We start from the raw sequence: 21,018 nt of genomic DNA on the forward strand, positions 1-21,018 counted from the left end.
TCATCTCGTCGCGGGTATGGGAACCTTCGCGGCCCGACGCTACCCTCCGCGCATGATTCGGACAGTGGTGTGGGGTACCGGAAATGTCGGGCGCGCGGCCATCCGTGCCGTGGACGCCCACCCGGGTCTCGAACTCGCGGCCGTCCTCGTGTCCGACCCGGCGAAGGTCGGCCGCGACGCGGGCCGGCTCGCGGGGCTCGGGTGCGACCTCGGGGTGGTGGCCGACGACGACGTCGGCGCGGTGCTCGGCGGGCGGCCGGGGGCGGTGGTGTACGCGGCCTCGGGCGACACCCGGCCCGACGGGGCGCTCGCCGACGTGGCACGGGCGGTGGCGGCGGGCGCGGTGGTGGTCACGCCCGCGCTGTACCCGCTGTACGACCAGCGCAACGCGCCGCCGGAGTTCCGCGATCCGGTGCTCGCTGCGGTCGCCGAGGGCGGCGGTTCGCTCTTCGTGTCGGGCGTGGACCCGGGCTGGGGCAACGACGTGCTGCCGCTGCTCGTGAGCGGGCTCGGCGCCACGGTGGACGCGATCCGCTGCCAGGAGATCTTCGACTACTCGACGTACGAGCAGGAGGAGTCGGTCCGGGAGCTGGTCGGGATGGGGCGGCCGATGGAGTACGAGCCGCCGATGCTGTGGCCCTCGGTCCCGACCATGATCTGGGGCGGGCAGGTGCGGCTGATGGCCCGCGCGCTGGGGGCCGAGCTCGACGAGATCCGCGAGACGATGGAGCGGCGGCCGCTGGAGACCACCGTGAAGACGCGGACGATGGGCGTCTTCGAGGCGGGGACGCAGGGCGCGATCCGCTTCGAGGTGCAGGGCATCGTCGACGGCGAGCCCCGGATCGTCATCGAGCACGTCACCCGCATCCACCCCTCGTGCGCGCCGGACTGGCCGGTGCCCCCGGACGGGGCGGGCGCGCACCGGGTGATCGTCGAGGGCAGCCCGCGGATCGAGGTGACGGTGGCGGCGACCGACGAGGGCGAGAACCGCTCGGCGGGCGGCAACGCCACCGCCGTGGGCCGGCTCGTCGGCGCGATCGACTGGCTGGTGGCGGCGGAGCCGGGACTGTACGACGCATTGGACGTACCGCTGAGGCCGGCGGTCGGCAAACTCGGAAGGAGACCGCGGTGATCATCGACATTCCCGAGGGCCAGGAGCCGATCGGGTACGTGTGGGGCGACATGGTCCCGGAGATCGGGACGGCGGCGGCGAACTTCTCGCTGTCGGTGTACGCCCATACGACCCTGGGGCTGCGCGAGTTCGAGGCGGCGCGCCTGCGGATCGCGCAGATCAACGGCTGCGGGTTCTGTCTGGACTGGCGTACCGACCGGGACGGCGAGAAGGTCGAGGAGGGCTTCGACGAGGTCGTCGCGGCCTGGCGGACGACGGAGGTCTCGGAGGCCTTCGACGAGCGGACGCGACTGGCGGCCGAGTACGCGGAGCGGTACGCGCTGGACCACCACGGCCTGGACGAGGAGTTCTGGGCGCGGATGACGGCCCGGTACAGCCAGGAGGAGATCGTGGAGCTGACGATGAGCCTGGGCTCGTGGCTGGCCTTCGGGCGGCTCAACCGGGTGCTCGGTCTCGACACGGTGTGCGTGCTGCCGACGGGGTGAGGCCCGGCGCACGGAGGGGCCGGCCGGTTCTCGAACCGGCCGGCCCCTTCGTGTACCCGCCGGGTCAGAAGTCCTCGGCGATGATGTTCTCGATGTTGCGCTCGGCGAGGGCGGTGATGGTGACGAACGGGTTGACGCTGGTGTTCCCGGGGATGAGGGAGCCGTCCATCACGTAGAGCCCCTGGTAGCCGTGCAGGCGCCCGTGGTTGTCCGTGGCCCGGTCGAGGACGGCACCGCCGAGCGGGTGGTAGGTGAGGTGGTCGCCCCAGATCTTGTAGGCGCCGAAGAGGTCGGTCCGGTAGATCGTCCCCTCCTTGCTGTTGATCTTGTCGAAGATGGACTTGGCCATGTCGATGGACGTCTGCTTCCAGGCCCGGTCCCAGCTCAGGTCGACCTTGCCGGTGGACGGGTTCCAGGTGAACTCGGCGCGGCGCGGGGTGCGGGTGATGGAGAGGTAGAAGGAGGCGTAGGTCTCGATGCCGGTGGGCAGCGGGGCGACCTCGGCGAAGGCGCCTCCGGCCTCCCAGTTGTCGATGCCCGCGGTGGGCATGGAGGACTGGAGTTTCCCGGTCGGGTCCCACATGTGGTTGGCGCGGCCGCACATGACGTTGCCGTTGTCGCCCCAGCCCTTGCCGATGTGCTCGTTGAGCGACGGCAGGGCGCCGGTCGCCTTGAGTCGGGTGAGGAGCTTGCTGGTGCCGACGCTGCCGGCGGCGAAGAAGACCCGGTCGGCACGGACGGTCTTGGTGACGAGGGTGGCGCCGGTGGTGTCGATCTGGTCGATGACGACGGTGTAGCCGCCTCCGGCGGCGGGGCTGACGGAGGTCACCCGGTGGAGCGGGGAGACGTTCACCCTGCCGGTGGCGGCGGCCTGGGCCAGGTACGTCTTCTGGAGGCTCTTCTTGCCGACGTTGTTGCCGTAGATGACCTCGCCCGCCAGGGCGGACTTCTGGACGGACCCGGCGGCCTCCTGCTTCATGTAGTCCCAGTCGTAGACGTTGGGCACGAAGACGAAGGGGAAGCCGGAGCGCTGGGCGTGCTTGCGGCCGACCCGGGCGTACTGGTAGCAGTCCGCGTTCTCCCACCAGTTGACGTCCACCGAGGTGACGCCCAGGCCCGCGTTGGCGCGCGGGTAGTAGGTGGAGTACATCTCGGCCGGGTCGACCGTCGGAAGGATCGCCGGGAAGCGTTCCCGGAGCGGGGTGACGGCCATGCCGCCGTTGACGAGGGAACCTCCGCCGACCCCGCGCCCCTGGTAGACGGTGATGCCGGCGAAGTCCTCGGCGTCGAGGATGCCCGTGTGGATGGGGACGTCCTTGTCGAGCGGGAAGCCGAGGAACTGGTTCAGCGGCTGCTTCGTGCGGGTGCGCAGCCAGAAGGAACGGTAGTCCGGGGTGGTGGTGTTGGCGAAGATCTTGCCGTCGGGGCCCGGGGTGTCCCAGGCCATGCCCATCTCGATCATGTGCACGTCCACGCCCGCCCGGGCGAGCCGCAAGGCGGCGACGGAGCCGCCGTAGCCGGTGCCGATGACGATGGCGCGCACCTGGGATCCGTCGGGGATGGGGGTGCAGTTCAGTCCGGGGACCTCGGCTCGGGCGGGGGTCGTGATCGTGCCGGCGAGGGCGGCGGCGCCGAGAACAGAACCTGTTCCCGCGAGGAAGCCACGGCGGCTGACGTGGCGATTTCCCTGGCCGGGCTGGGGGTGTTCACTCATGTGATCGTCCTCACTCGCGAGTGAATGGGAACACGTTCTACGACCGGCCGCCGAGGAAGTCACGAGAAACTGCCGAGTAACTTCAGGCCGCATACGCCTTCTTGATCGCCTCCGCCATGTACGCGGCGTGGGCCCGCGCCGCGGGCAGCAGCTCCGCCCAGTCCCCGTACTCCCCCGCCAGGTACTGGTCCCGCGCGGCGGCGAGCACCGGCCGGTACTCCTCCGGCAGCTCGCCCAGCACCCACGCCGCCGCCCCGTCCTTCGAACGGATCCGGCCGGTGCGCAGCGTGGTGAGGATCCGGGCCAGGGTCAGCAGCACGTTGCGGGTGTCGCCGTCGAGGTCGGCGAGCAGCTCGGGTACGCCCGCGGCGACCGCGGCCCGCAGATCGGCCCGCGGCACCGCCTCGAAGAGCACGGACGGGCGGGGGCCGTGGAGGGAGAGGTCCCCGGCTCGGGCCATGGCGAGGAGCGGGGCGAGGTCGGGGCAGGGCGCGGGAGCGGGGGTGAGACCGCGCTCGAAGTCGTCGCGGAGCCATTCCCCGTACAGGTACTCGCACACGGGCGGGTAGCGCCAGGGGCGCACGTCGGCGTGGACGACCAGACTCAGTTCGACGGGCCGGGCGGGCCCGCCGTACGCCCGCTCGCCCGAGACGGCGAGCAGGGCGTCCGTGAGGGCGCGGCGCTCCCTCTCCGTGGTGCGCCGGGTCAGGACGACGATCACGTCCACGTCGCTGGTGGGGCGCAGACCTCCGAGGACGGCGGAGCCGTGCAGGCACGCCGCGAGGACGGTGTCCCCGCCGAGGGTCTCGCGGACGATCCCCACGACACGGCGGGCGGCCTCGTGGTCGGCGCCGTCGTGGGCGTGAGCGGGCATGCGGCGGCTCCTGACGGGCGACGGGCGCGGGGCCGTCACCGTACCGTCGCGGCCGGAGGGGGGCTACCGAGGACGGGGCGGCCTGAGACGGGAAGGCCGGAGCAGGGAAGGCCGGAGCAGGAGCGGCCGGAGGAAGGAAGGCCGGAGGAGGAGCGGCCCGACGGTCAGGCGAGTGACGAACCGGGGGCGCCGGTGAGCCGCTCCGGAGTGAGCAGTTCGGCGAGCCGGTGTGCGGGCAGCAGGCCCTTCTCCAGGGTGAGTTCGGCTACCCCCCGGCCGGTGGCGAGCGCCTCCTGAGCGATGGCCGTGGCGGCCGTGTAGCCGAGGTGCGGGTTGAGGGCGGTGGCGAGGCCGATGGAGTTCTCCACGGCGGCACGGAGGGCCTCGGTGTTGGCCGTGATGCCGCTGACGCACCGCTCGGCGAGGGTGAGGCAGGCGGCGCGGAGCGAGAGGAGGCTCTTCGAGAGGGCGTGGAAGATGACGGGCTCGAAGGCGTTGAGCTGGAGCTGTCCGCCCTCGGCGGCCATGGTGATGGTGATGTCGTTGCCGATCACCTCGAAGGCGACCTGGTTGACGACCTCGGGGATCACCGGGTTGACCTTGCCGGGCATGATGCTCGAACCCGCCTGGACCGCCGGCAGGTTGATCTCGCCGAGGCCCGCGCGCGGCCCCGAGGAGAGCAGGCGCAGGTCGTTGCAGGTCTTGGAGAGCTTGACCGCGATGCGCTTGAGGACCCCGGAGAGCTGGACGAAGGCGCCGCAGTCCTGGGTGGCCTCGATGAGGTTGGCGGAGGTCACGAGCGGCAGACCGGTCAGGTCGGCGAGGTTGCGGCGGGCGGTCTCCGCGTAGCCGGGGGCGGCGTTGAGGCCGGTGCCGATGGCGGTGGCGCCGAGGTTGATCTCGTGGATGAGCTCGACGGCCTCGGCGAGGCGCCCGCGGTCCTCCTCCAGCATCACGGCGTACGTGGAGAACTCCTGGCCCAGGGTCATGGGCACCGCGTCCTGGAGCTGGGTGCGGCCCATCTTGACGACCTCGCGGAACTCCAGGGCCTTGGCGGCGAAGGCGTCCTGGAGCACGGCCATGGCGACGAGGAGCTCACGGGCCGCGCCGATCGCCGCGATGCGGATGGCGGTCGGGTAGACGTCGTTGGTGGACTGGCCGAGGTTGACGTCCTCGTTGGGGTGGAGGCGGGCGTAGTCGCCCTTGGCGTGGCCGAGGAGCTCCAGGGCTCGGTTGGCGACGACCTCGTTGGCGTTCATGTTGGTCGACGTGCCGGCGCCGCCCTGGACCACGTCGACGACGAACTGGTCGTGGAGGTGTCCGGACCTGATCTCCCGGCAGGCACCGGCGATGGCGTCGGCCTTGTCGGCGGGGAGCAGGCCGAGCTCCTCGTTGGCGCGGGCCGCGGCCTCCTTGACGGCGGCGAGCGCGTCGATGAGCAGGGGGTAGACGGAGATCGGCGTGCCGGTGATCGCGAAGTTCTCGGTGGCGCGCAGGGTGTGCACGCCCCAGTAGGCGTCGGCGGGAACGTCCCGGTCGCCGAGCAGGTCGTGCTCGCTGCGGACGGAAGGGGTGTGCGGGGCGGGTGCGGAAACCATGGGAGCCGTCCTTGCGGGGAGGGGGAAGCGGCGTACGAGGTATGGGGTACGGGCCGCTGGGAGTACGGGGTACGGGTGCGGGCAGCTCGGCGTGCGGGAGGGGCCGCGCTGAGTACGAGGAGGGGCCGCTCGGAGTACGGGAGCGCTGCCCGGAGTACGGGAGGGCTGCCCGGAGTGCGCGCGCCGGCGTGACGGCCGCCGGCAGTGGCGTGGGTCCGGCGCGCGGGCACGGCTCCGCCGCGGCCCGACGGGCGGTCGCGGGGCCGTACGCCGGCAGGGGGTGCGGGAAGGTTGGCGCCGGTTCGCGGGCGGAGGGTGGGGAACACTCCGCCCGCGAACCGGGGTTTCAGGGGCCCGGGTCAGGGGCCGGTGGGACGGGGGCGCCGGTCGAGCGGTCCGGCCCCCGGGTCGCCGTCCGGGTCAGGCGCGTGTGGCGACGGCCGAGGCCGACCGGGAGCCGCCGGTGGCGAGCGCGGGCTCCGCGCGGACGGGTCCCTCCAGGAGACGGCGCAGGAGCGCGGTGCGGCGCGCGGGGTCCGGGCTGCCGTCCCCCTCGGCGAGGAGTGCGGCGAGGACGGCGATCCGCGCCTGGGCGGCCCGGAGCGTGCCGGTGAGCAGCGCTCCGGCGGCGACGAGGTCGACCGCTCCGCCGCCGGTGTAGATCTCGGCGAGCGGTCCCGCGGGGACGCGGGTGCTCACGGCGACGAGGACGCCCTGGGCGACGGCGTCCGCGACGGCGGCGGCGATCTCGGGGGTGGCGTTGCCCGCGCCGGTCGCTTCGAGGACGAGGCCCCGGGCACCGGCGGCCACGGCCGCCTTGAGGAAGAGCGCGTCGCCGTCGGCGTGGTGCGTGACGATGTCGACCCGCGGCAGCGGAGCCACGCCGGGGGCGGTGGCGCCGGGGTTCGCGGTCAGGGCCGCGTCGGGGAGCGGCAGCGGGGCGGGGCGCTCCGGGAGGCGCTCGACGTCGACGCGGGAGAAGCCGACGCGGCCGAGACGCTCGGCGGAGGGGTCGGAGAAGGCGTCGGCGGCGAGGGTCTGGGTCTTGACGGTGCCGCGGGCCGCGTGGACCCGTCCGTCGAACACGACGAGGACGCCCAGCTCGCGGACGGAGGCGGCGACCTGGAGGGCGTCGTACAGGTTCCCGGGGCCGTCGCCGTCGCCCGTGCCGAAGGGGCGCTGGGCGCCGGTGAGGACGACCGGGCGGGCGTCGGAGTGGTGGAGGTCCAGGAGGAAGGCGGTCTCCTCCAGGGTGTCGGTGCCGTGGGTGACCACGATGCCGTCGACGCCGGGGTCGGCGAACGTCTCGTGGACGGTCCGCAGGAGGGCGAGCTGGTGCGCGGAGGTCATGCGCGAGCTGTTGACGTTGAAGAGGTCGACGACCTCGACGCCGACGCCCTCGGGGAGGGGGGCGGTGGCCAGGACGTCGTCACCGGAGGCGTCGGCCGCGTAGCCCGTGCCCTGCCAGCGGCTGGCGATCGTGCCGCCGGTGCTGATGACGACGATCCGGCGCGGTCCTCCGTCGTTCGTCCGCTTCATGCCTGCCCGCCCTCACTCGATACCGACGTGCGCGTCACACCTACGCGCCCTACATCCGCAACGATAGGACAGGGGCCGCGCAAGACGATTGCCAATTCAGCCCGGCCAGCGGCTGTGCGTGATAGATAATTGCGCCATGGACCGAATCGATCTCCATATCTTGCGCGAGCTCCAGAACGACGGCCGGCTGAGCAACCAGGAGCTGGCCCAGCGGGTCGGGCTCAGCCCCTCCCCCTGTCTGCGCCGGGTGCGCCAGCTGGAGCAGGACGGGGTGATCCAGGGCTACCGGGCGATCATCGACCCGGAGGCGGTCGGGCGGGGCTTCGAGGTGCTCGTCTCGGTGGAGGTGCGACGGGACCGCGAGACGGTGGAGGCCTTCGAGGAGGCGCTCCAGGACGTGCCGGACGTCATCGAGGCGTACCGCCTGTTCGGCAGTCCGGGCTGCCTGCTGCGGATCGCGGTGGCCGATCTCGCGGCGTACGAGCGGCTGTGGATCGAGCGGCTGACGACGCTGGCCGGGGTCACCGAGGTCAACTCGCAGATCATCATGAAGCGGATCAAGGAGCCGAAGGGCATGCCCGTGGACGTCCGGGGCGCCTGAGCGCACCCGAGTACGCCCGAGTACGCCGATCGCGACCGGGCACGTCCCATCACATCACGGCACGGAGGCAGCCTTCGGGTCCTCCGGTCGCTCCATATGCGAGAACGTCACGGAACAGCCTCTTCCTCGTTACATGACAGGTACCTGACGTGTGTCACCCTCCCGATGACACGAAGTCAACACGCGTAGACAGCGGGGCCCTTGAGCCGGTCCCCGCCGCCCCGCGCGTACCGTCCCCGGGAAAGGGCCCCCCATGTCCGTTGTGCGGATCGGCAGATGGAAGGCGTGGGCAGCGGCCGTCGCCGCCACCCTCTTCAGCGTCACGCTCCCCGCGGTCACCGCGACTCCCGCCAGCGCCACGACCACCGCGTACGACACGACGTACTACAAGAACGCGGTCGGCAAGACCGGCACGAGCCTCAAGTCCTCGCTGCACACGATCATCAGCAGCCAGAGCAAGATCTCGTACGACGCCGTCTGGAACGCGCTGAAGGTCACCGACCAGGACCCCAACAACACGAGCAACGTGGTCCTGCTCTACAGCGGCGTCTCGCGCAGCAAGTCCCTCAACGGCGGCGACGTGGGCGACTGGAACCGCGAGCACGTGTGGGCGCAGTCCCACGGCAACTTCGGCACCTCGGCCGGGCCCGGCACGGACCTGCACCACCTGCGGGCGTGCGACGTCCAGGTCAACAGCACGCGCGGGAACAAGGACTGGGACACCGGTGGCAGCGCGGTCAACGGCGCCCCCGGCAGCTACACGGACTCCAACTCCTTCGAGCCGCGCAACGCCGACAAGGGCGATGTCGCCCGCATGATCCTCTACATGGCCGTCCGTTACGAGGGCGACGACGCCTGGGCCGACCTGGAGCCCAACGAGTCGACCTCCAACGGCAGCGTCCCCTTCCACGGCCGGCTCGCGATCCTGAAGCAGTGGAACGAGCAGGACCCGCCGAGCGCCTTCGAGGAGCGCCGCAACGACGTCATCTACGGCACCTACCAGGGCAACCGCAATCCCTTCATCGACCACCCCGAGTGGGTCGAGGCGATCTGGTAGATCGAGCACGACCGACCGTACGTACGCAGCCGGGCCGGGCGCATCGCCCCTGGCCCGGCTGCTTCGCGTCCCGAGGGACCGGCCTCTACGCCTGACCGCTCCCGGCGCCTTCAAACGCGAAATCGCAGATCTTCTCACGCTCTTCGCGCAACCGTGAGGGGCACCCATGAGCCGTTACCCATTCGTTATAAACGGTGATTTTGCCCGCTTCTGCCCCTGTTTGCCGTACGCCGAAGCCCGCATTCCGGCCATGGCGACCGTCGGTGCACCTATCACGTTCCACCGGACCCGAACAAGATCCCAGGGCCAGGAAGTTCGGAGATCCACTCGGTAGCTTCGGCGCCCATGACCACTGCCCGCACGACACCCCCGACGATCGCGGACGGCGCCGAGCTCTGGCGGATCGCCCGCGGCTCGGGGGACCTGGACCTCAACTCGCCGTACAGCTATCTGCTGTGGTGCCGCGACTTCGCCGACACGACCTCCGTCGCCCGTGACGCCTCCGGACGCCCGATCGGTTTCGTGACCGGCTATCTGCGGCCCGACGCACCCGAGACGCTCTTCGTCTGGCAGATCGCCGTCGAGGACGCGCACCGCGGAAGCGGGGTGGCCGGGTCCCTGCTCGACGACCTGTCCGCACGCGTGGCCGCCGACCGCGGCATCAGCCGGGTCGAGGCGACCGTCACCCCGGGGAACCTGGCGTCCGACCGGCTGTTCCGGTCCTACGCGCGCCGGCACGGCGCGGACGTGACCCAGGAGGTCCTCTTCCCGTCGGCCGCCTTCCCCGCGGCGGGACACGACTCCGAGGTGCTGTACCGCATCGGCCCCCTCGGTGCCCCGGTGTCCTGAGCCCCCGTCCGCGCCCCCGTGCACCCCGAACCCCACTCTGGAGAAGAGACTTCGTGACCCTGACCGACATCGCCGCCCCCTCCGTCTTCGAGACCGTCGAATCGGAGGTCCGCAGCTACTGCCGCGCCTGGCCCGTCGTCTTCGAACGCGCCAGTGGCAGCCGGCTGTACGACGAGCAGGGGCGTCCGTACCTCGACTTCTTCGCCGGCGCGGGCTCGCTGAACTACGGCCACAACAACCCCGCCCTCAAGCGTGCCCTCCTCGACTACCTCGCCGACGACGGCGTCACCCACGGCCTCGACATGTCGACGACCGCCAAACGCGCCTTCCTCGAGACCTTCCACGAGACGGTCCTGGAGCCCCGCGCCCTGCCCTACAAGGTGATGTTCCCCGGCCCCACCGGCACCAACGCCGTGGAGGCCGCGCTGAAACTGGCCCGGAAGGTCACCGGGCGGCAGACGGTCGTCTCCTTCACCAACGCCTTCCACGGGATGTCGCTCGGCTCGCTCGCCGTCACCGGAAACGCCGCCAAGCGCGCCGGGGCGGGCGTGCCCCTCAACCACGCCATCCGGATGCCGTTCGACGACTACCTCGACGGGCGCCTCCCCGACTTCCTCTGGTTCGAGCGACTCCTGGACGACGCCGGCTCCGGCCTCGACCACCCGGCGGCCGTGATCGTCGAGACCGTCCAGGGAGAAGGCGGCATCAACGTCGCACGCGCCGAGTGGCTGCGCGGCCTCGCGGAGCTCTGCCGCCGGCACGACATGCTCCTCATCGTGGACGACATCCAGATGGGCTGCGGACGCACCGGCGACTTCTTCTCCTTCGAGGAGGCCGGCATCACGCCCGACATCGTCACCCTGTCCAAGTCCATCAGCGGCTACGGCCTGCCCATGGCCCTCTGCCTCTTCCGGCCCGAGCTGGACGTGTGGCAGCCCGGCGAGCACAACGGGACCTTCCGCGGGAACAACCCCGCCTTCGTCACCGCCACGGCTGCCCTCGACGCCTACTGGCGCGACGGCGCCCTGCGCGAGCGGACCCTGAGCCGCGCGGACCGGGTGGAACGCGCCCTCCTGGACCTGTGCGCGGGCGACGGGCGGACGGGCCTGGCGGTCCGCGGCCGCGGCCTGGTGTGGGGCCTGGAGTTCGCCGACGGAGAGCGCGCCGAGGCCGTGTGCCGGCGCGCCTTCGAGACCGGCCTCCTCGTGGAGACCTCGGGGCCGCGCGGCGAGGTCGTGAAGCTGCTCCCGCCGCTGACCGCGACGGACGACGAACTCGACGAGGGCCTCGGCATCCTGGCCCGCTCCGTCCGGCACACCGCCTGATCCCTCTCCTGACCCGATGACCGGAAAGGCAACACCCCATGATCGTCCGTTCCTTCGACGAGCTGGAGAACACCGAGCGGCACGTGAGGGCCGCCTCGGGCACCTGGGAGAGCAAGCGCATCGTCCTGGCCCGTGAGCGGGTGGGCTTCTCCCTCCACGAGACGGTGCTGTACGCCGGCACCGAGACCGCCATGTGGTACGCGAACCACGTCGAGGCCGTGGTCTGCACGGCCGGCGAGGCCGAGCTCACCGACCACGAGACGGGCCGCACGTACACGATCGTGCCCGGAACGATGTACCTGCTCGACGGGCACGAGCGCCACACCCTCAAGGTCAAGGCGGACTTCCGCTGCCTGTGCGTCTTCAACCCGCCCGTCACGGGGCGCGAGGACCACGACGAGAACGGCGTCTACCCGCTGCTGACCGAACCCGAGCCCGCATCCGACGACGTCTGAGCCCGGCACGACACCGACACCCCTACGCGAAAGGAAGCACGCTCCCCCATGCCCTCCGCACCCACCCGTCCCGTCGACCTCTACCCCACCCGTGGCCCCAAGGAGGAACTGATCGGCCGCAAGGACCCCGTCGTGTGGTCCGAGCCCGGCACGGCGGGCCCGTTCTGGGCCCGTGAACTGGAGGAGTACGACCGCGACGGCTTCGTCACGGTGGACGAGATCGTCACCCCCGACGAGGTCGACGCACTCCGGGCGGAGCTGGACCGGCTCGTCGCCGACCCCGCCGTACGGGCGGACGAGCGGGCGGTCGTCGAGCCCCGTTCCCAGGAGATCCGGTCCGTCTTCGAGGTGCACCGGATGAGCGAGGTCTTCGGCCGGCTGGCCCAGGATCCGCGGGTCCTCGGGCGCGCCCGCCAGATCCTCGGCTCCGACGTCTACGTCCACCAGTCGCGGGTCAACGTCAAGCCCGGCTTCGGCGCCAGCGGCTTCTACTGGCACTCCGACTTCGAGACCTGGCACGCGGAGGACGGCCTGCCGAGGATGCGGACCGTCTCGGTCTCGATCGCCCTCACCCCGAACCACACCACCAACGGCAGCCTGATGATCATGCCGGGTTCGCACCGCACCTTCCTGGGCTGCGCCGGGGCCACCCCCCGGGACAACTACAAGAAGTCGCTCCGGATGCAGGACGCCGGCACCCCCTCCCACGAGGCGCTGACCACCTTCGCCGACGCCTGCGGCATCCGCCACTTCACCGGTCCGGCCGGCTCCGCCACCTGGTTCGACTGCAACGCCCTGCACGGGTCGGGCGACAACATCACCCCGTACCCCCGCAGCAATGTGTTCCTCGTCTTCAACAGCGTCGAGAACCAGCCGGAGGCACCCTTCGCCGCCCCGGTCCGGCGGCCCTCCTTCATCGCCGCGCCCGCCCCGGACCGGTCATGACCGGTCCCGCACACCTCGACCGCCGCCGCTTCCTCGGCAGAACGGCGCTCCTGGGCGGACTCGCCCTCACACCCGGGCTGCTCGCGGCCTGCACCCGCACCCAGGTCGGGTCAGGGGCTCCCAAGGACGACGGCGCGCTCCTGGCGAAGCTGCGGAAGCAGGGCTTCGTACGGGTCGGCTTCGCCGGCGAGGCGCCGTACGGCTTCCAGGACGGCTCCGAGCTCGCGGGCGAGGCCCCGACGCTGCACCGCGAGATCTTCACGGCGCTCGGCGTGGGCGAACTGCGCCCGACGCTCACCGAGTTCGGGGCGCTGATCCCCGGGCTCCTCGCCGACCGGTTCGACGTCGTGAGCGCGGGCATGTCGATCACGCCCGAGCGCTGCGCCAAGGTGGTCTTCTCCGAGCCGGAGTTCGTCTCCCCCACCGCCCTGATGGTCCGCGAGGGCAATCCGAAGGGGGTGAGCGATCTGGCGTCCTGCGCGGCGAAGGGCGCCACGGTCGGCGTGCTGACGGCCGCGGTGGAGGCGTCCTTCGCCAAGGCGGCGGGTGTCCCCGACGGTTCGGTGAAGACGCTGGCCAAGCAGCAGGACGGTCTCGACGCCCTGCTGGCCGGCCGGATCGACGCCTTCGCGCTGACCGCCATCTCCCTGCGCTGGCTCGCGCGGACGAACCGGGGCGCGGCGGTGGAGGTGGCCGAGCCGTTCGTCCCGGTGGTCGACGGCGTACGGCAGCTCGGCGCGGGCGGAGCCGTGTTCCGGCCGGGCGCGACCGGTCTGCGGGATGCCTTCGACATCGAGCTCCGGAAGATCACCGGTGCTCCGGACCGGTTCGTGGAGCTGATCGGGCGCTACGGCTTCACCTCGCGCGAGGTGCCGCCCCGTTCCCTGCGGACCGCCGACCTGTGCGCCGGGTGAGGGGCGGCCGACGTGGCTGACTTCCTCCCCGAGCTCCGCCGGGCGGCGCCCGGGCTCGCCGACGGGCTCCTGGTCACGGCCGAGGCCACGGTGCTGGGCGCCGCGCTCGCCCTGGTCCTCGCGTACGCGCTGGGGCTGCTGTCCCGGTCGGCGCGGCTGCCGGTGCGCGGGGCGGCGCGGCTCGTCGTGGAGTTCTTCCGGGGGACCTCGCTGTACGTGCAGCTCTTCTGGCTGTTCTTCGCGCTGCCGATGCTCGGTTTCCGGCTGGAGCCGCTGGCCTGCGGTGTCCTCGCGCTGGGGCTCAACTTCGGGGCGTACGGCTCCGAGGTCGTCCGGGGCGCGGTGGCCGCGGTGCCCCGCGCCCAGACCGAGGCGGCGATCGCGCTGTCCATGGGGCCGGCGCTGCGGCTGCGGCGAGTGGTACTGCCGCAGGCGCACGCGCTGATGGTGGCGCCGTTCAAGAACCTGCTCGTCCAGCTGTTGAAGGCGACGCCGCTGCTCTCCCTGGTGACGGTCCCCGACCTCACCTTCCGGATCGACCAGCTGCGCTCGGCGACGGGCTCGACGGCCGCCTCGTACCTGCTGCTCCTGGGGCTCTACTTCGGCATGGCCGTCGTGCTGAGCCTCCTCATGAACGCTCTGGAGCGGGCCGCGAAGGCCCGCCTGGGCCAGGAAGGAGGCGTGTGATGTGGGACGGGGAGGCGGCCCGGGCCGCGCTGCCGACCGTACTGGAGGGGTTCGGCGTCACGCTTGTCGCGACCGTACTGGCCTTCGCCGTCGCGGCGGTCCTGGGACTCGTGCTCGCCTTCGCCGGGCGCGCGGCTCCCGCGTGGCTGGCCCTCCCGCTGCGCGGGGCGGCCGGGTTCGTCCGCTCGACGCCGCTCCTGGTGCAGCTGTTCGCGGCCTGGGTGCTGATCCCGGGGCTCGACGCGCCGGCGCTGGGCGTCCTGGTCCTCGGCGTGCACTACGCCACGTACCTCTCCGAGGTGTACCGGACGGGCATCGACGCCGTACCGAAGGGGCAGTGGGAGGCGTGCACGGCGCTGTCGCTGCCGAGCCGGCGGGTGTGGCGGGCGGTGGTGCTGCCGCAGGCCGTCCGCAACGTGCTGCCGCCGCTGGGCAACTACGCGGTCTCCATGTTCAAGGAGACGCCGCTGCTGTCGGTGATCACGGTGCACGAGATGGTCCACGAGGCGAACACGTTCGGGAGCACCCACTTCGCCTATCTGGAGAGCTTCACCCTGGCCGCCGCGGTGTTCCTGCTCGCGAGCTGGCCGACGTCCGTACTGCTGCGACGACTGGAGGCACGCCTTGCCCACTGAGGACCCGGCGGTCCGCTTCGACCTGGTCACGAAGCGGTACGGCGACCACACCGTGCTCGACGGCCTCGACCTGGAGGTCGCCCGCGGGGAGCGGGTGACCCTGATCGGTCCGAGCGGCTCCGGGAAGACCACCATCCTCCGGCTGCTCATGACGCTGGAGCGGGTGACCGACGGCGTCATCCATGTCGACGGGGAGCCCTTCTCACACATGCCGGGCCGCGCGGGCGGGAAACCGGTGCCGGCGAGCGAGCGTCATCTGGCCGAGCGGCGGCGGAAGATCGGCATGGTCTTCCAGCAGTTCAACCTCTTCCCGCACATGAGCGTTCTCGAGAACGTCGTCGAGGCGCCCGTGCACGTCCTCGGCGAGAGCCGGGAGGAAGCGGGACGCAGGGCCCGGGAGCTGCTCGACCTGGTCGGGCTCGCCGACAAGGTCGACGCCCGGCCGACCCGGCTCTCCGGGGGCCAGCAGCAGCGGGTGGCCATCGCCCGCGCCCTGGCGATGCGGCCCGAGATCCTGCTCCTGGACGAGGTGACGTCCGCGCTGGACCCGGAGCTGGTGGCGGAGGTGCTCGACGTGCTGCGGGACATCGCCCGCGGGACCGACATCACGCTGCTGTGCGTGACGCACGAGATGGGTTTCGCCCGGGACGTCTCGGACCGGATCATGATGTTCGACCGTGGCCGGATCGTCGAGTCGGGGCCGGCCGACGAACTCCTGGACGCGCCCGCCGAGGAGCGCACGCGTACCTTCCTGAGTTCGGTCCGCTGAGGGGAAGGTGCGGCCGGGCGCGGGCCTGGCCGCACCTCCTCCCAGCCGTCACCTTCCTCTCGGCCGTCACCCTCCCGGCCGTCACCTTCCTCTCAGGCGTCACCTTCCTCTCAGGCGTCGCCCTGCTGCTCGACCGCCATGCCTTCCCGAAGCTGGTCGAGGCTGCGGGCGAGCAGGCGCGAGACATGCATCTGGGAGACGCCGAGCCGCTCGCCGATCTGCGTCTGGGTGAGTTCCTCGACGAAGCGGAGGTGCAGCAGCAGCCGGTCGCGCGGGGCGAGGGCCTCCAGGAGCGGGGCGAGGGTGTGGAACTCCTCGAAGAGGGCGAGCGCCGGGTCCTCCTGGCCGATGAGGTCGGCCAGGGCGGCGTCCTCGTCGTCGCTGTCACCGGCGGCGAACGTGGCGTCCAGGGACGTCGAGTGGTAGCCGTTGGCCGCGACCTGGGCCTCGATCACCTGGTCCTCGGACAGGTCCATGACCGGCGCCAGCTCCGCGATCCGCGGGGCCCTGCCGAGCCGTGAACTCAGCTCCTCGGTCGCCTTCGCCAGCTCGACCCGTGCCTCTTGGAGCCGGCGCGGGACGTGCACAGCCCAGGTGGTGTCGCGGAAGAACCGTTTGATCTCGCCCACGATGTACGGCACGGCGAAGGTGGCGAACTCCACCTCGCGCGACAGGTCGAAGCGGTCGATCGCCTTGATCAGACCGACCATGCCGACCTGGAGGATGTCCTCCCTCTCGTCGCCGCGGGCGCGGAACCGACCCGCCGCGTACACCACCAGGGACATGTTCATCTCGATCAGGGTGTTCCGGACGTACTGGTGTCCCTCGGTGCCCTCCTCCCGCACCGCCAGTTCCCGGAAGAACACCTTGGACAGGGCACGCGCGTCCCGGGGCGGAACCGCCTGCGGGATCTCGGGACAGGGCAGGTCCTCGCCCGTTCCGCTCGTCGCGTACGTCGTCGTCGCCTCGGCCGGATCGGTCCGCACGGGGACAACCTCCTCTGGCTCGCGGTCCGTTCAGCGGTCCTGGTTCTCGTACCCCGGCTTCCCGGAGGCACTCCTCGCCCGTGCCCGGCCCCTTCCTCATGGGAAGGAGGAATCACCCCGGTGCGAACGGGCAGACGAAACCTGTCAGCTGTTGAGGAACCGGCAAGAACGGAAAGAAAGGGATCCGCCATGACGACCCGGAGCTACACCCGGTCCCCGGCCCTCGGGGCGGACCCGCTCGGCGCCCGGAACGCCGGATGGCCCCCGGTCCGTACGACACCGGCCGAGGCACGGCAGCTCGTACGCCGCATGCTCACGGGTCTCGGCCCTCTGCGGCCCTCCCAGGTCGAGGACCTGCTGCTCGTCACCTCGGAGCTGGTCACCAACGCGCACCGCCACGGGGGCGGCGTCACCGGTTTCGGGATCGGGATCGGACGCGACCGGGTGACGGTGTCCGTGTCCGACGCCAGTAGGGAGTCCCCGCTGTACGAGCTCCGCGAGGAGCTGCGTCCCGGCGGCTTCGGCTGGCCGATCGTGCTGCGGCTGTGCTGCGAGGTGACCGTGGACACGGGCGCGGACGGCAAGACGATCCACGCGGCGGTGGCGTTCGACCGATGACGTCCGACCGTGGAAGGGTGAGCCGATGACCTCACCCTCGTACGAACTCCTCGCCGGCGCCCCGGACTCCCCCGTCCTCCTCCATGTGCCGCACTCCTCCCGGGTGATACCCCCGGACGTGCGGGACGGCATCCTGCTCGGCGACGAGGAGCTGGACCGCGAGCTGGACCACATCACCGACGCCCACACGGCGGAGATCGCCGCCGCGGCCTCCGCGACCGCCGGCAAGGCCCCCTGGCGGTTCGTCAACCGGCTCTCCCGGCTCGTCGTCGACCCCGAGCGCTTCCCCGACGAGCGCGAGGAGATGCTCGCCGTCGGGATGGGCGCGGTGTACACCCGGACGACGCACCGCACCGCGCTCCGGCCTGCCGGTTTCGATCCGACGCCGCTCATCGACCGGTACTTCACGCCGTACGCCGAGGGCATGACCGACGCCGTGGCCGGGCGGCTCGCCGCGACGGGCCGAGCGGTGATCGTCGACGTCCACTCGTACCCGACCGAGCCGCTGCCGTACGAGCTGCACGGCGAGGGGCCCCGTCCCCCGGTCTGCCTCGGCACGGACGCCTTCCACACGCCGCCGGCCCTGCTCGACGCGGCACGGGAGGCGTTCGGCGGGTTCGGGGGCCTCGCGACGGACACGCCCTTCGCCGGGACGTACGTACCCCTGTCGTACTACGGCAGGGATCCGAGGGTGAGCGCGCTCATGATCGAGATCCGCCGTGATGTCTACATGAGCGAGCCGGGCGGCGCGGCGGGAGCGGGAGTGCGGGCCCTCGGCACCGCGCTCGCGGCACTCGTCGACGCCGTGCCGTCGCACCCGACGGCGTAGGAGCGACTCGGCATCGCGACCGGTGTGTGGCCCTGGCCGGTGGACCGGAGGGCGGGCTGTCAGGCAACCGGCCCAGCTCCACGAGCGCCCGGGGCGAAGGCCTGGTGAGCTGTACTGGGAGATCTCCGGTGCCTCACGTCCGGAATCCCGGAGCGTATGGAGGAGGATTCCGTGCCGGACTCAACGACGTCGTACGCCGACCTGCGTGCCCTGGTGATCAACTGCACCCTGAAACGTTCCCCAGAGCGCAGCCACACGCAGGGACTGATCGACATCAGCACCGGGATCATGGAGCGCCAGGGCGTGCAGGTCGAGGTGCTCAGGGCGGTGGACATCGACATCGCGACCGGTGTCTGGCCGGACATGACGGAGCACGGGTGGGAGACGGACGAGTGGCCCGTCATCTACTCGCAGGTGATGGCCGCCGACATCCTGACCCTGGCGGGGCCTGTGTGGCTGGGAGACAACTCCTCAGTCATGAAGAAGGTGATCGAGCGTCTGTACGCCTGCTCGTCGATCCTCAACGACCACGGCCAGTACGCCTACTACGGCCGGGTCGGAGGATGTCTGATCACCGGCAACGAGGACGGCGCCAAGCACTGCGCGATGAACGTCCTCTACAGCCTCCAGCACCTCGGATACGTCATTCCGCCGCAGGCCGACGCGGGCTGGGTCGGCCCGGCCGGCCCGGGACCGTCCTACCTCGACCCCGGCTCGGGCGGTCCGGAGAACGACTTCACGAACCGCAACGCGACCTTCATGACCTGGAACCAGCTCCACCTGGCGAGGATGCTCAAGGATGCCGGTGGCATCCCGGCCCACGGAAACCAGCGTTCCGAGTGGGACGCCGGCTGCCGGTTCGACTTCGAGAACCCCGAGCACCGTTGAGTGCGGGCCGGAACGGTCGGAGGTCCGGCGGAAGTGCACGGCGCTGAAGATCCGCGCAGCCGCCCATGCCCGGTGGTCGGCACGGAGAACAGGTGATGCCCCAGAAGGAGCTCACCGAGCGCATGGCCATCACCCAGCACACGATCTTCGCGCTGGAGTCCGGCGAGCTGGCACCAGGGAAGGCCACCATCAGTTGGCACCAGACCGGAAGGTTGCGCGGTAGTCCCTTGGGCGTCGTCCGGTGTGCTTGGCGAAGAGAGCAGCGAAGGTTCCGGAGTCCTTGTACCCGACCGCGGTGGAGATGCTGGCGACGGTTCGGTCTGTGGTCTCAAGGAGGTGGCGGGCGCGACGGACGCGCGACGACTGTAGGTACTCGAGAGGACTCTGGCCGGTCGCGTCTGCGAAGCGCCGCAGCAGAGTCCGAGTGCTGACCCTGAGTGTGTCCGCCAACGCGGCGAGGTCGTATCGGGCGGCGAGGTTCTGGTCGAGGTGCCGCATGACCTTGCGGGAGAACTCGTTTCCGGGCTGCGGAAGAAGTCGCGCGTCGACGTATGGAGTCTGGGACGACCGCGCAGTGTCGAGGAGCGCCACCCGCGCGGTTGTCCGTGCCACGTCGGCACCGCTGTGCCGGCGGATGAGTTCCAGTGCGAAGTCGTACATGGCGCTGAAGGCCGCCGTCGTCGTCACCCCCTTGTCGGTGACGACGAGACGTTCGGGTCGGACATCGGTCTCCGGACAGCGTCGAGCCAATTCGTCGGCGAGGAACCACGCCGTCGTAGCCCGGCGTCGGTTGAGGAGCCCTGCCTCAGCGAGCAGGAACGCACCGACGCAGATCGAGACGACGGTATTGCCCGCAGCGGCGTGTGAGCGGATCGCCGCAATTTCAGGGGCGAGGGCTACGAGCTTCGCGTCCACGTCGAGGCCCGGCACGAGCCCGAACCCGGGCACGACAAGAACGTCGACCTCACGCAGCGGAGAGACGGCCAACGCCGCCCCACCTGATGCGGCGACGCGACGACGAGGCGAAACAATCGACACCTCGTAGCCGGCGCGGTCCGGACCGGCAACGTGCGTGGCCATCGTCAACAGGTCGGGGACGCCGAACACCTCGGACGCGAAGCAGCCTGGATAGGCCAGGACACCGACCCGCAGCGCGCTCACGCTCGCCTCCTGAGCATCATGCCTATGGCGAGATCGCCCCTTTACATGGCGATCCAGCCTATCGCCTTGTGCGGTGCATCAGTCCACGCTGTCGCCATGAGTGCACCCAACGGTCGTCTTGACGACGCGATCACGGACTTCTCCCGCCGACTGGTGGACGTGGAAGGGGTAGTGAAGACCGTGTATGCCGCGGGTTCCGGGCCGGCCGTCGTGTTGATGCCAGAGATGCCCGGTATCAGTCCTGACGTCCTTCGGCTGGCGCGGTGGGTGCGGGATGCGGGCTTCACCGTCTACGTCCCCTCACTCTTCGGGGTCGACGGTGCCTATCCCACGGTCGAGGGCGGTGAGGAGGTAGTCCGTCGCGCGTGTGTCAGTGCCGAGTTCCGTGCGTTCGCGGGAGGCGGCACCAGCCCCGTCACGGCGTGGCTGCGCGGGCTGGCGCGCCAGGCCCACGCCGAGTGCGGCGGTCCGGGAGTCGGCGCGATCGGACTGTGCTTCACCGGCAACTTCGCACTCACCATGGCGATTGAGCCGGCTGTCATCGCGCCAGTGGTCAACCACCCGTCCCTGCCACTGGACGATCCCGCCGGACTCGAGATGAGCGAAGAGGACGCGCGCGCGGTCCAAGACCGCATCGCGCGCGACGGACTGAAGATCCTCGCCTACCGCTTCGACGACGACCGCTGGTGCACCGGGCAGCGCTTCGCCGCGTACCAGGCACTCCTCGGCGACGCCTTCGACGGCCGCGTCCTTCCGGGCAGTTCCGCAAACACGAACCCGCCCCCGTTCTTCCGCAACGTGGTCGGGTCCCCCCACAGCGTTGTCACCGCCCACCTCGTCGACGAGGACGGACATCCCACGCTGAAGGCCAGGGACGAGATCCTCGCCTTCCTGACCGAACGTCTGAGCCGGTCCGGACACTCAGAGGGCAATCATCAAGACCTGTAGCGCGGCTGC

General features: G+C 71.1%; 22 protein-coding genes. 16 read left to right on the forward strand and 6 right to left on the reverse strand.

All coding sequences use genetic code 11. The features are described 5' to 3' along the window. Nucleotides 1-52 precede the first annotated feature (52 nt). Nucleotides 53-1,132, forward strand: coding sequence for an NAD(P)H-dependent amine dehydrogenase family protein (locus ACZ6K0_RS35025; RefSeq protein ID WP_376404054.1), 1,080 nt, complete (start codon nt 53-55; stop codon nt 1,130-1,132). After that, on the forward strand, nt 1,129-1,617 hold the full coding sequence (locus tag ACZ6K0_RS35030) for a carboxymuconolactone decarboxylase family protein (protein ID WP_376404056.1): 489 nt from the start codon (nt 1,129-1,131) through the stop codon (nt 1,615-1,617). Before ACZ6K0_RS35025 ends, ACZ6K0_RS35030 begins: the two co-directional genes overlap by 4 nt. A 64-nt stretch (nt 1,618-1,681) precedes the next feature. Here ACZ6K0_RS35030 and ACZ6K0_RS35035 read toward each other — a convergent pair whose 3' ends face one another. The 4 genes from ACZ6K0_RS35035 to ACZ6K0_RS35050 form a co-directional block, all read right to left on the reverse strand. Next, on the reverse strand, nt 1,682-3,331 hold the full coding sequence (locus ACZ6K0_RS35035) for a GMC oxidoreductase (RefSeq protein ID WP_469230335.1): 1,650 nt from the start codon (nt 3,329-3,331) through the stop codon (nt 1,682-1,684). 82 nt (nt 3,332-3,413) lie between these two features. After that, on the reverse strand, nt 3,414-4,205 hold the full coding sequence (locus ACZ6K0_RS35040; protein ID WP_469230334.1) for an aminoglycoside adenylyltransferase family protein: 792 nt from the start codon (nt 4,203-4,205) through the stop codon (nt 3,414-3,416). Between the two features lie 164 nt (nt 4,206-4,369). Further along, nucleotides 4,370-5,803, reverse strand: coding sequence for an aspartate ammonia-lyase (locus ACZ6K0_RS35045; protein ID WP_376404062.1), 1,434 nt, complete (start codon nt 5,801-5,803; stop codon nt 4,370-4,372). Nucleotides 5,804-6,223: 420 nt separating this feature from the next. Continuing rightward, nucleotides 6,224-7,342 carry an asparaginase gene (locus tag ACZ6K0_RS35050; protein ID WP_469230332.1) on the reverse strand — a complete coding sequence of 373 codons (1,119 nt, stop codon included), beginning with the start codon at nt 7,340-7,342 and terminating at the stop codon, nt 6,224-6,226. 136 nt (nt 7,343-7,478) lie between these two features. Between ACZ6K0_RS35050 and ACZ6K0_RS35055 the strand changes: the two genes are divergently transcribed. The 10 genes from ACZ6K0_RS35055 to ehuA all read left to right on the forward strand — a co-directional run bounded on the left by ACZ6K0_RS35055 (nt 7,479) and on the right by ehuA (nt 15,579). Continuing rightward, complete coding sequence (locus ACZ6K0_RS35055; RefSeq protein WP_024757018.1) at nt 7,479-7,943, forward strand: Lrp/AsnC family transcriptional regulator; 465 nt, start codon at nt 7,479-7,481, stop codon at nt 7,941-7,943. Between the two features lie 253 nt (nt 7,944-8,196). After that, nucleotides 8,197-9,000 carry an endonuclease I family protein gene (locus ACZ6K0_RS35060; RefSeq protein WP_469230330.1) on the forward strand — a complete coding sequence of 268 codons (804 nt, stop codon included), beginning with the start codon at nt 8,197-8,199 and terminating at the stop codon, nt 8,998-9,000. 345 nt (nt 9,001-9,345) lie between these two features. After that, nucleotides 9,346-9,849: a diaminobutyrate acetyltransferase gene (gene ectA / locus ACZ6K0_RS35065; RefSeq protein ID WP_469230328.1), complete on the forward strand. Its 504-nt coding sequence runs from the start codon at nt 9,346-9,348 to the stop codon at nt 9,847-9,849. Nucleotides 9,850-9,902: 53 nt separating this feature from the next. Next, entirely contained in the window at nt 9,903-11,174 is a 1,272-nt protein-coding gene (ectB, locus tag ACZ6K0_RS35070; protein ID WP_376404071.1) for a diaminobutyrate--2-oxoglutarate transaminase, read from the forward strand. Nucleotides 11,175-11,212: 38 nt separating this feature from the next. After that, nucleotides 11,213-11,629, forward strand: a complete 417-nt coding sequence (locus ACZ6K0_RS35075; RefSeq protein ID WP_376404073.1) for an ectoine synthase — start codon at nt 11,213-11,215, stop codon at nt 11,627-11,629. A 48-nt stretch (nt 11,630-11,677) separates the two neighbouring features. After that, a complete protein-coding gene (gene thpD, locus ACZ6K0_RS35080) occupies nt 11,678-12,574 on the forward strand; it encodes an ectoine hydroxylase (RefSeq protein WP_376404075.1) in 897 nt (298 codons plus the stop codon). Further along, nucleotides 12,571-13,488: an ectoine/hydroxyectoine ABC transporter substrate-binding protein EhuB gene (gene ehuB / locus ACZ6K0_RS35085; protein WP_469230326.1), complete on the forward strand. Its 918-nt coding sequence runs from the start codon at nt 12,571-12,573 to the stop codon at nt 13,486-13,488. The genes thpD and ehuB overlap by 4 nt, the downstream gene beginning before the upstream one ends. Before the next feature lie 12 nt (nt 13,489-13,500). Continuing rightward, entirely contained in the window at nt 13,501-14,175 is a 675-nt protein-coding gene (gene ehuC / locus ACZ6K0_RS35090) for an ectoine/hydroxyectoine ABC transporter permease subunit EhuC (RefSeq protein WP_376404079.1), read from the forward strand. Continuing rightward, nucleotides 14,175-14,810, forward strand: coding sequence for an ectoine/hydroxyectoine ABC transporter permease subunit EhuD (ehuD, locus tag ACZ6K0_RS35095; RefSeq protein ID WP_376404081.1), 636 nt, complete (start codon nt 14,175-14,177; stop codon nt 14,808-14,810). The genes ehuC and ehuD overlap by 1 nt, the downstream gene beginning before the upstream one ends. Then, nucleotides 14,800-15,579 carry an ectoine/hydroxyectoine ABC transporter ATP-binding protein EhuA gene (ehuA, locus tag ACZ6K0_RS35100; RefSeq protein ID WP_376404083.1) on the forward strand — a complete coding sequence of 260 codons (780 nt, stop codon included), beginning with the start codon at nt 14,800-14,802 and terminating at the stop codon, nt 15,577-15,579. The genes ehuD and ehuA overlap by 11 nt, the downstream gene beginning before the upstream one ends. A 110-nt stretch (nt 15,580-15,689) precedes the next feature. Here the strand turns inward: ehuA and ACZ6K0_RS35105 are convergent, their stop codons facing one another. Further along, entirely contained in the window at nt 15,690-16,565 is an 876-nt protein-coding gene (locus ACZ6K0_RS35105; protein ID WP_469230324.1) for an RNA polymerase sigma factor SigF, read from the reverse strand. Between the two features lie 189 nt (nt 16,566-16,754). Between ACZ6K0_RS35105 and ACZ6K0_RS35110 the strand changes: the two genes are divergently transcribed. The 3 genes from ACZ6K0_RS35110 (at nt 16,755) to ACZ6K0_RS35120 (ending at nt 18,900) form a co-directional block, all read left to right on the forward strand. Continuing rightward, nucleotides 16,755-17,183 (forward strand): ATP-binding protein, encoded by a 429-nt coding sequence (locus tag ACZ6K0_RS35110; RefSeq protein ID WP_469230322.1) that lies wholly within the window; start codon nt 16,755-16,757, stop codon nt 17,181-17,183. A 25-nt stretch (nt 17,184-17,208) separates the two neighbouring features. Continuing rightward, the gene (locus tag ACZ6K0_RS35115) at nt 17,209-18,012 is read left to right on the forward strand and encodes an N-formylglutamate amidohydrolase (RefSeq protein ID WP_469230320.1); all 804 of its coding nucleotides are present in this window, start codon (nt 17,209-17,211) and stop codon (nt 18,010-18,012) included. A gap of 156 nt (nt 18,013-18,168) precedes the next feature. Beyond that, the gene (locus ACZ6K0_RS35120) at nt 18,169-18,900 is read left to right on the forward strand and encodes a flavodoxin family protein (RefSeq protein ID WP_469577642.1); all 732 of its coding nucleotides are present in this window, start codon (nt 18,169-18,171) and stop codon (nt 18,898-18,900) included. A 189-nt stretch (nt 18,901-19,089) separates the two neighbouring features. Here the strand turns inward: ACZ6K0_RS35120 and ACZ6K0_RS35125 are convergent, their stop codons facing one another. Further along, nucleotides 19,090-20,061 carry a GlxA family transcriptional regulator gene (locus ACZ6K0_RS35125; RefSeq protein ID WP_469230316.1) on the reverse strand — a complete coding sequence of 324 codons (972 nt, stop codon included), beginning with the start codon at nt 20,059-20,061 and terminating at the stop codon, nt 19,090-19,092. 96 nt (nt 20,062-20,157) lie between these two features. On the opposite strand from ACZ6K0_RS35125, the gene ACZ6K0_RS35130 reads away from it, so the two are divergent. Then, nucleotides 20,158-21,009, forward strand: coding sequence for a dienelactone hydrolase family protein (locus tag ACZ6K0_RS35130; protein ID WP_469230314.1), 852 nt, complete (start codon nt 20,158-20,160; stop codon nt 21,007-21,009). The last annotated feature ends 9 nt before the right edge of the window (nt 21,010-21,018 follow it).

The sequence above is a fragment of the Streptomyces sp. NPDC042346 genome (assembly GCF_055581845.1).

What these genes read in the sequence shown, in the direction of transcription:
- ACZ6K0_RS35110 (WP_469230322.1), top strand. Translation starts at nt 16,755, where the DNA reads ATGACGACCCGGAGCTACACCCGGTCCCCGGCCCTCGGGGCGGACCCG.
- ACZ6K0_RS35040 (WP_469230334.1), bottom strand. Translation starts at nt 4,205, where the DNA reads ATGCCCGCTCACGCCCACGACGGCGCCGACCACGAGGCCGCCCGCCGT.
- ACZ6K0_RS35045 (WP_376404062.1), bottom strand. Translation starts at nt 5,803, where the DNA reads ATGGTTTCCGCACCCGCCCCGCACACCCCTTCCGTCCGCAGCGAGCAC.
- ACZ6K0_RS35035 (WP_469230335.1), bottom strand. Translation starts at nt 3,331, where the DNA reads ATGAGTGAACACCCCCAGCCCGGCCAGGGAAATCGCCACGTCAGCCGC.
- ACZ6K0_RS35060 (WP_469230330.1), top strand. Translation starts at nt 8,197, where the DNA reads ATGTCCGTTGTGCGGATCGGCAGATGGAAGGCGTGGGCAGCGGCCGTC.
- thpD (WP_376404075.1), top strand. Translation starts at nt 11,678, where the DNA reads ATGCCCTCCGCACCCACCCGTCCCGTCGACCTCTACCCCACCCGTGGC.
- ACZ6K0_RS35055 (WP_024757018.1), top strand. Translation starts at nt 7,479, where the DNA reads ATGGACCGAATCGATCTCCATATCTTGCGCGAGCTCCAGAACGACGGC.
- ehuD (WP_376404081.1), top strand. Translation starts at nt 14,175, where the DNA reads ATGTGGGACGGGGAGGCGGCCCGGGCCGCGCTGCCGACCGTACTGGAG.
- ACZ6K0_RS35075 (WP_376404073.1), top strand. Translation starts at nt 11,213, where the DNA reads ATGATCGTCCGTTCCTTCGACGAGCTGGAGAACACCGAGCGGCACGTG.
- ACZ6K0_RS35050 (WP_469230332.1), bottom strand. Translation starts at nt 7,342, where the DNA reads ATGAAGCGGACGAACGACGGAGGACCGCGCCGGATCGTCGTCATCAGC.
- ACZ6K0_RS35120 (WP_469577642.1), top strand. Translation starts at nt 18,169, where the DNA reads ATGGAGGAGGATTCCGTGCCGGACTCAACGACGTCGTACGCCGACCTG.
- ACZ6K0_RS35115 (WP_469230320.1), top strand. Translation starts at nt 17,209, where the DNA reads ATGACCTCACCCTCGTACGAACTCCTCGCCGGCGCCCCGGACTCCCCC.
- ectA (WP_469230328.1), top strand. Translation starts at nt 9,346, where the DNA reads ATGACCACTGCCCGCACGACACCCCCGACGATCGCGGACGGCGCCGAG.
- ACZ6K0_RS35025 (WP_376404054.1), top strand. Translation starts at nt 53, where the DNA reads ATGATTCGGACAGTGGTGTGGGGTACCGGAAATGTCGGGCGCGCGGCC.
- ACZ6K0_RS35130 (WP_469230314.1), top strand. Translation starts at nt 20,158, where the DNA reads ATGAGTGCACCCAACGGTCGTCTTGACGACGCGATCACGGACTTCTCC.
- ehuB (WP_469230326.1), top strand. Translation starts at nt 12,571, where the DNA reads ATGACCGGTCCCGCACACCTCGACCGCCGCCGCTTCCTCGGCAGAACG.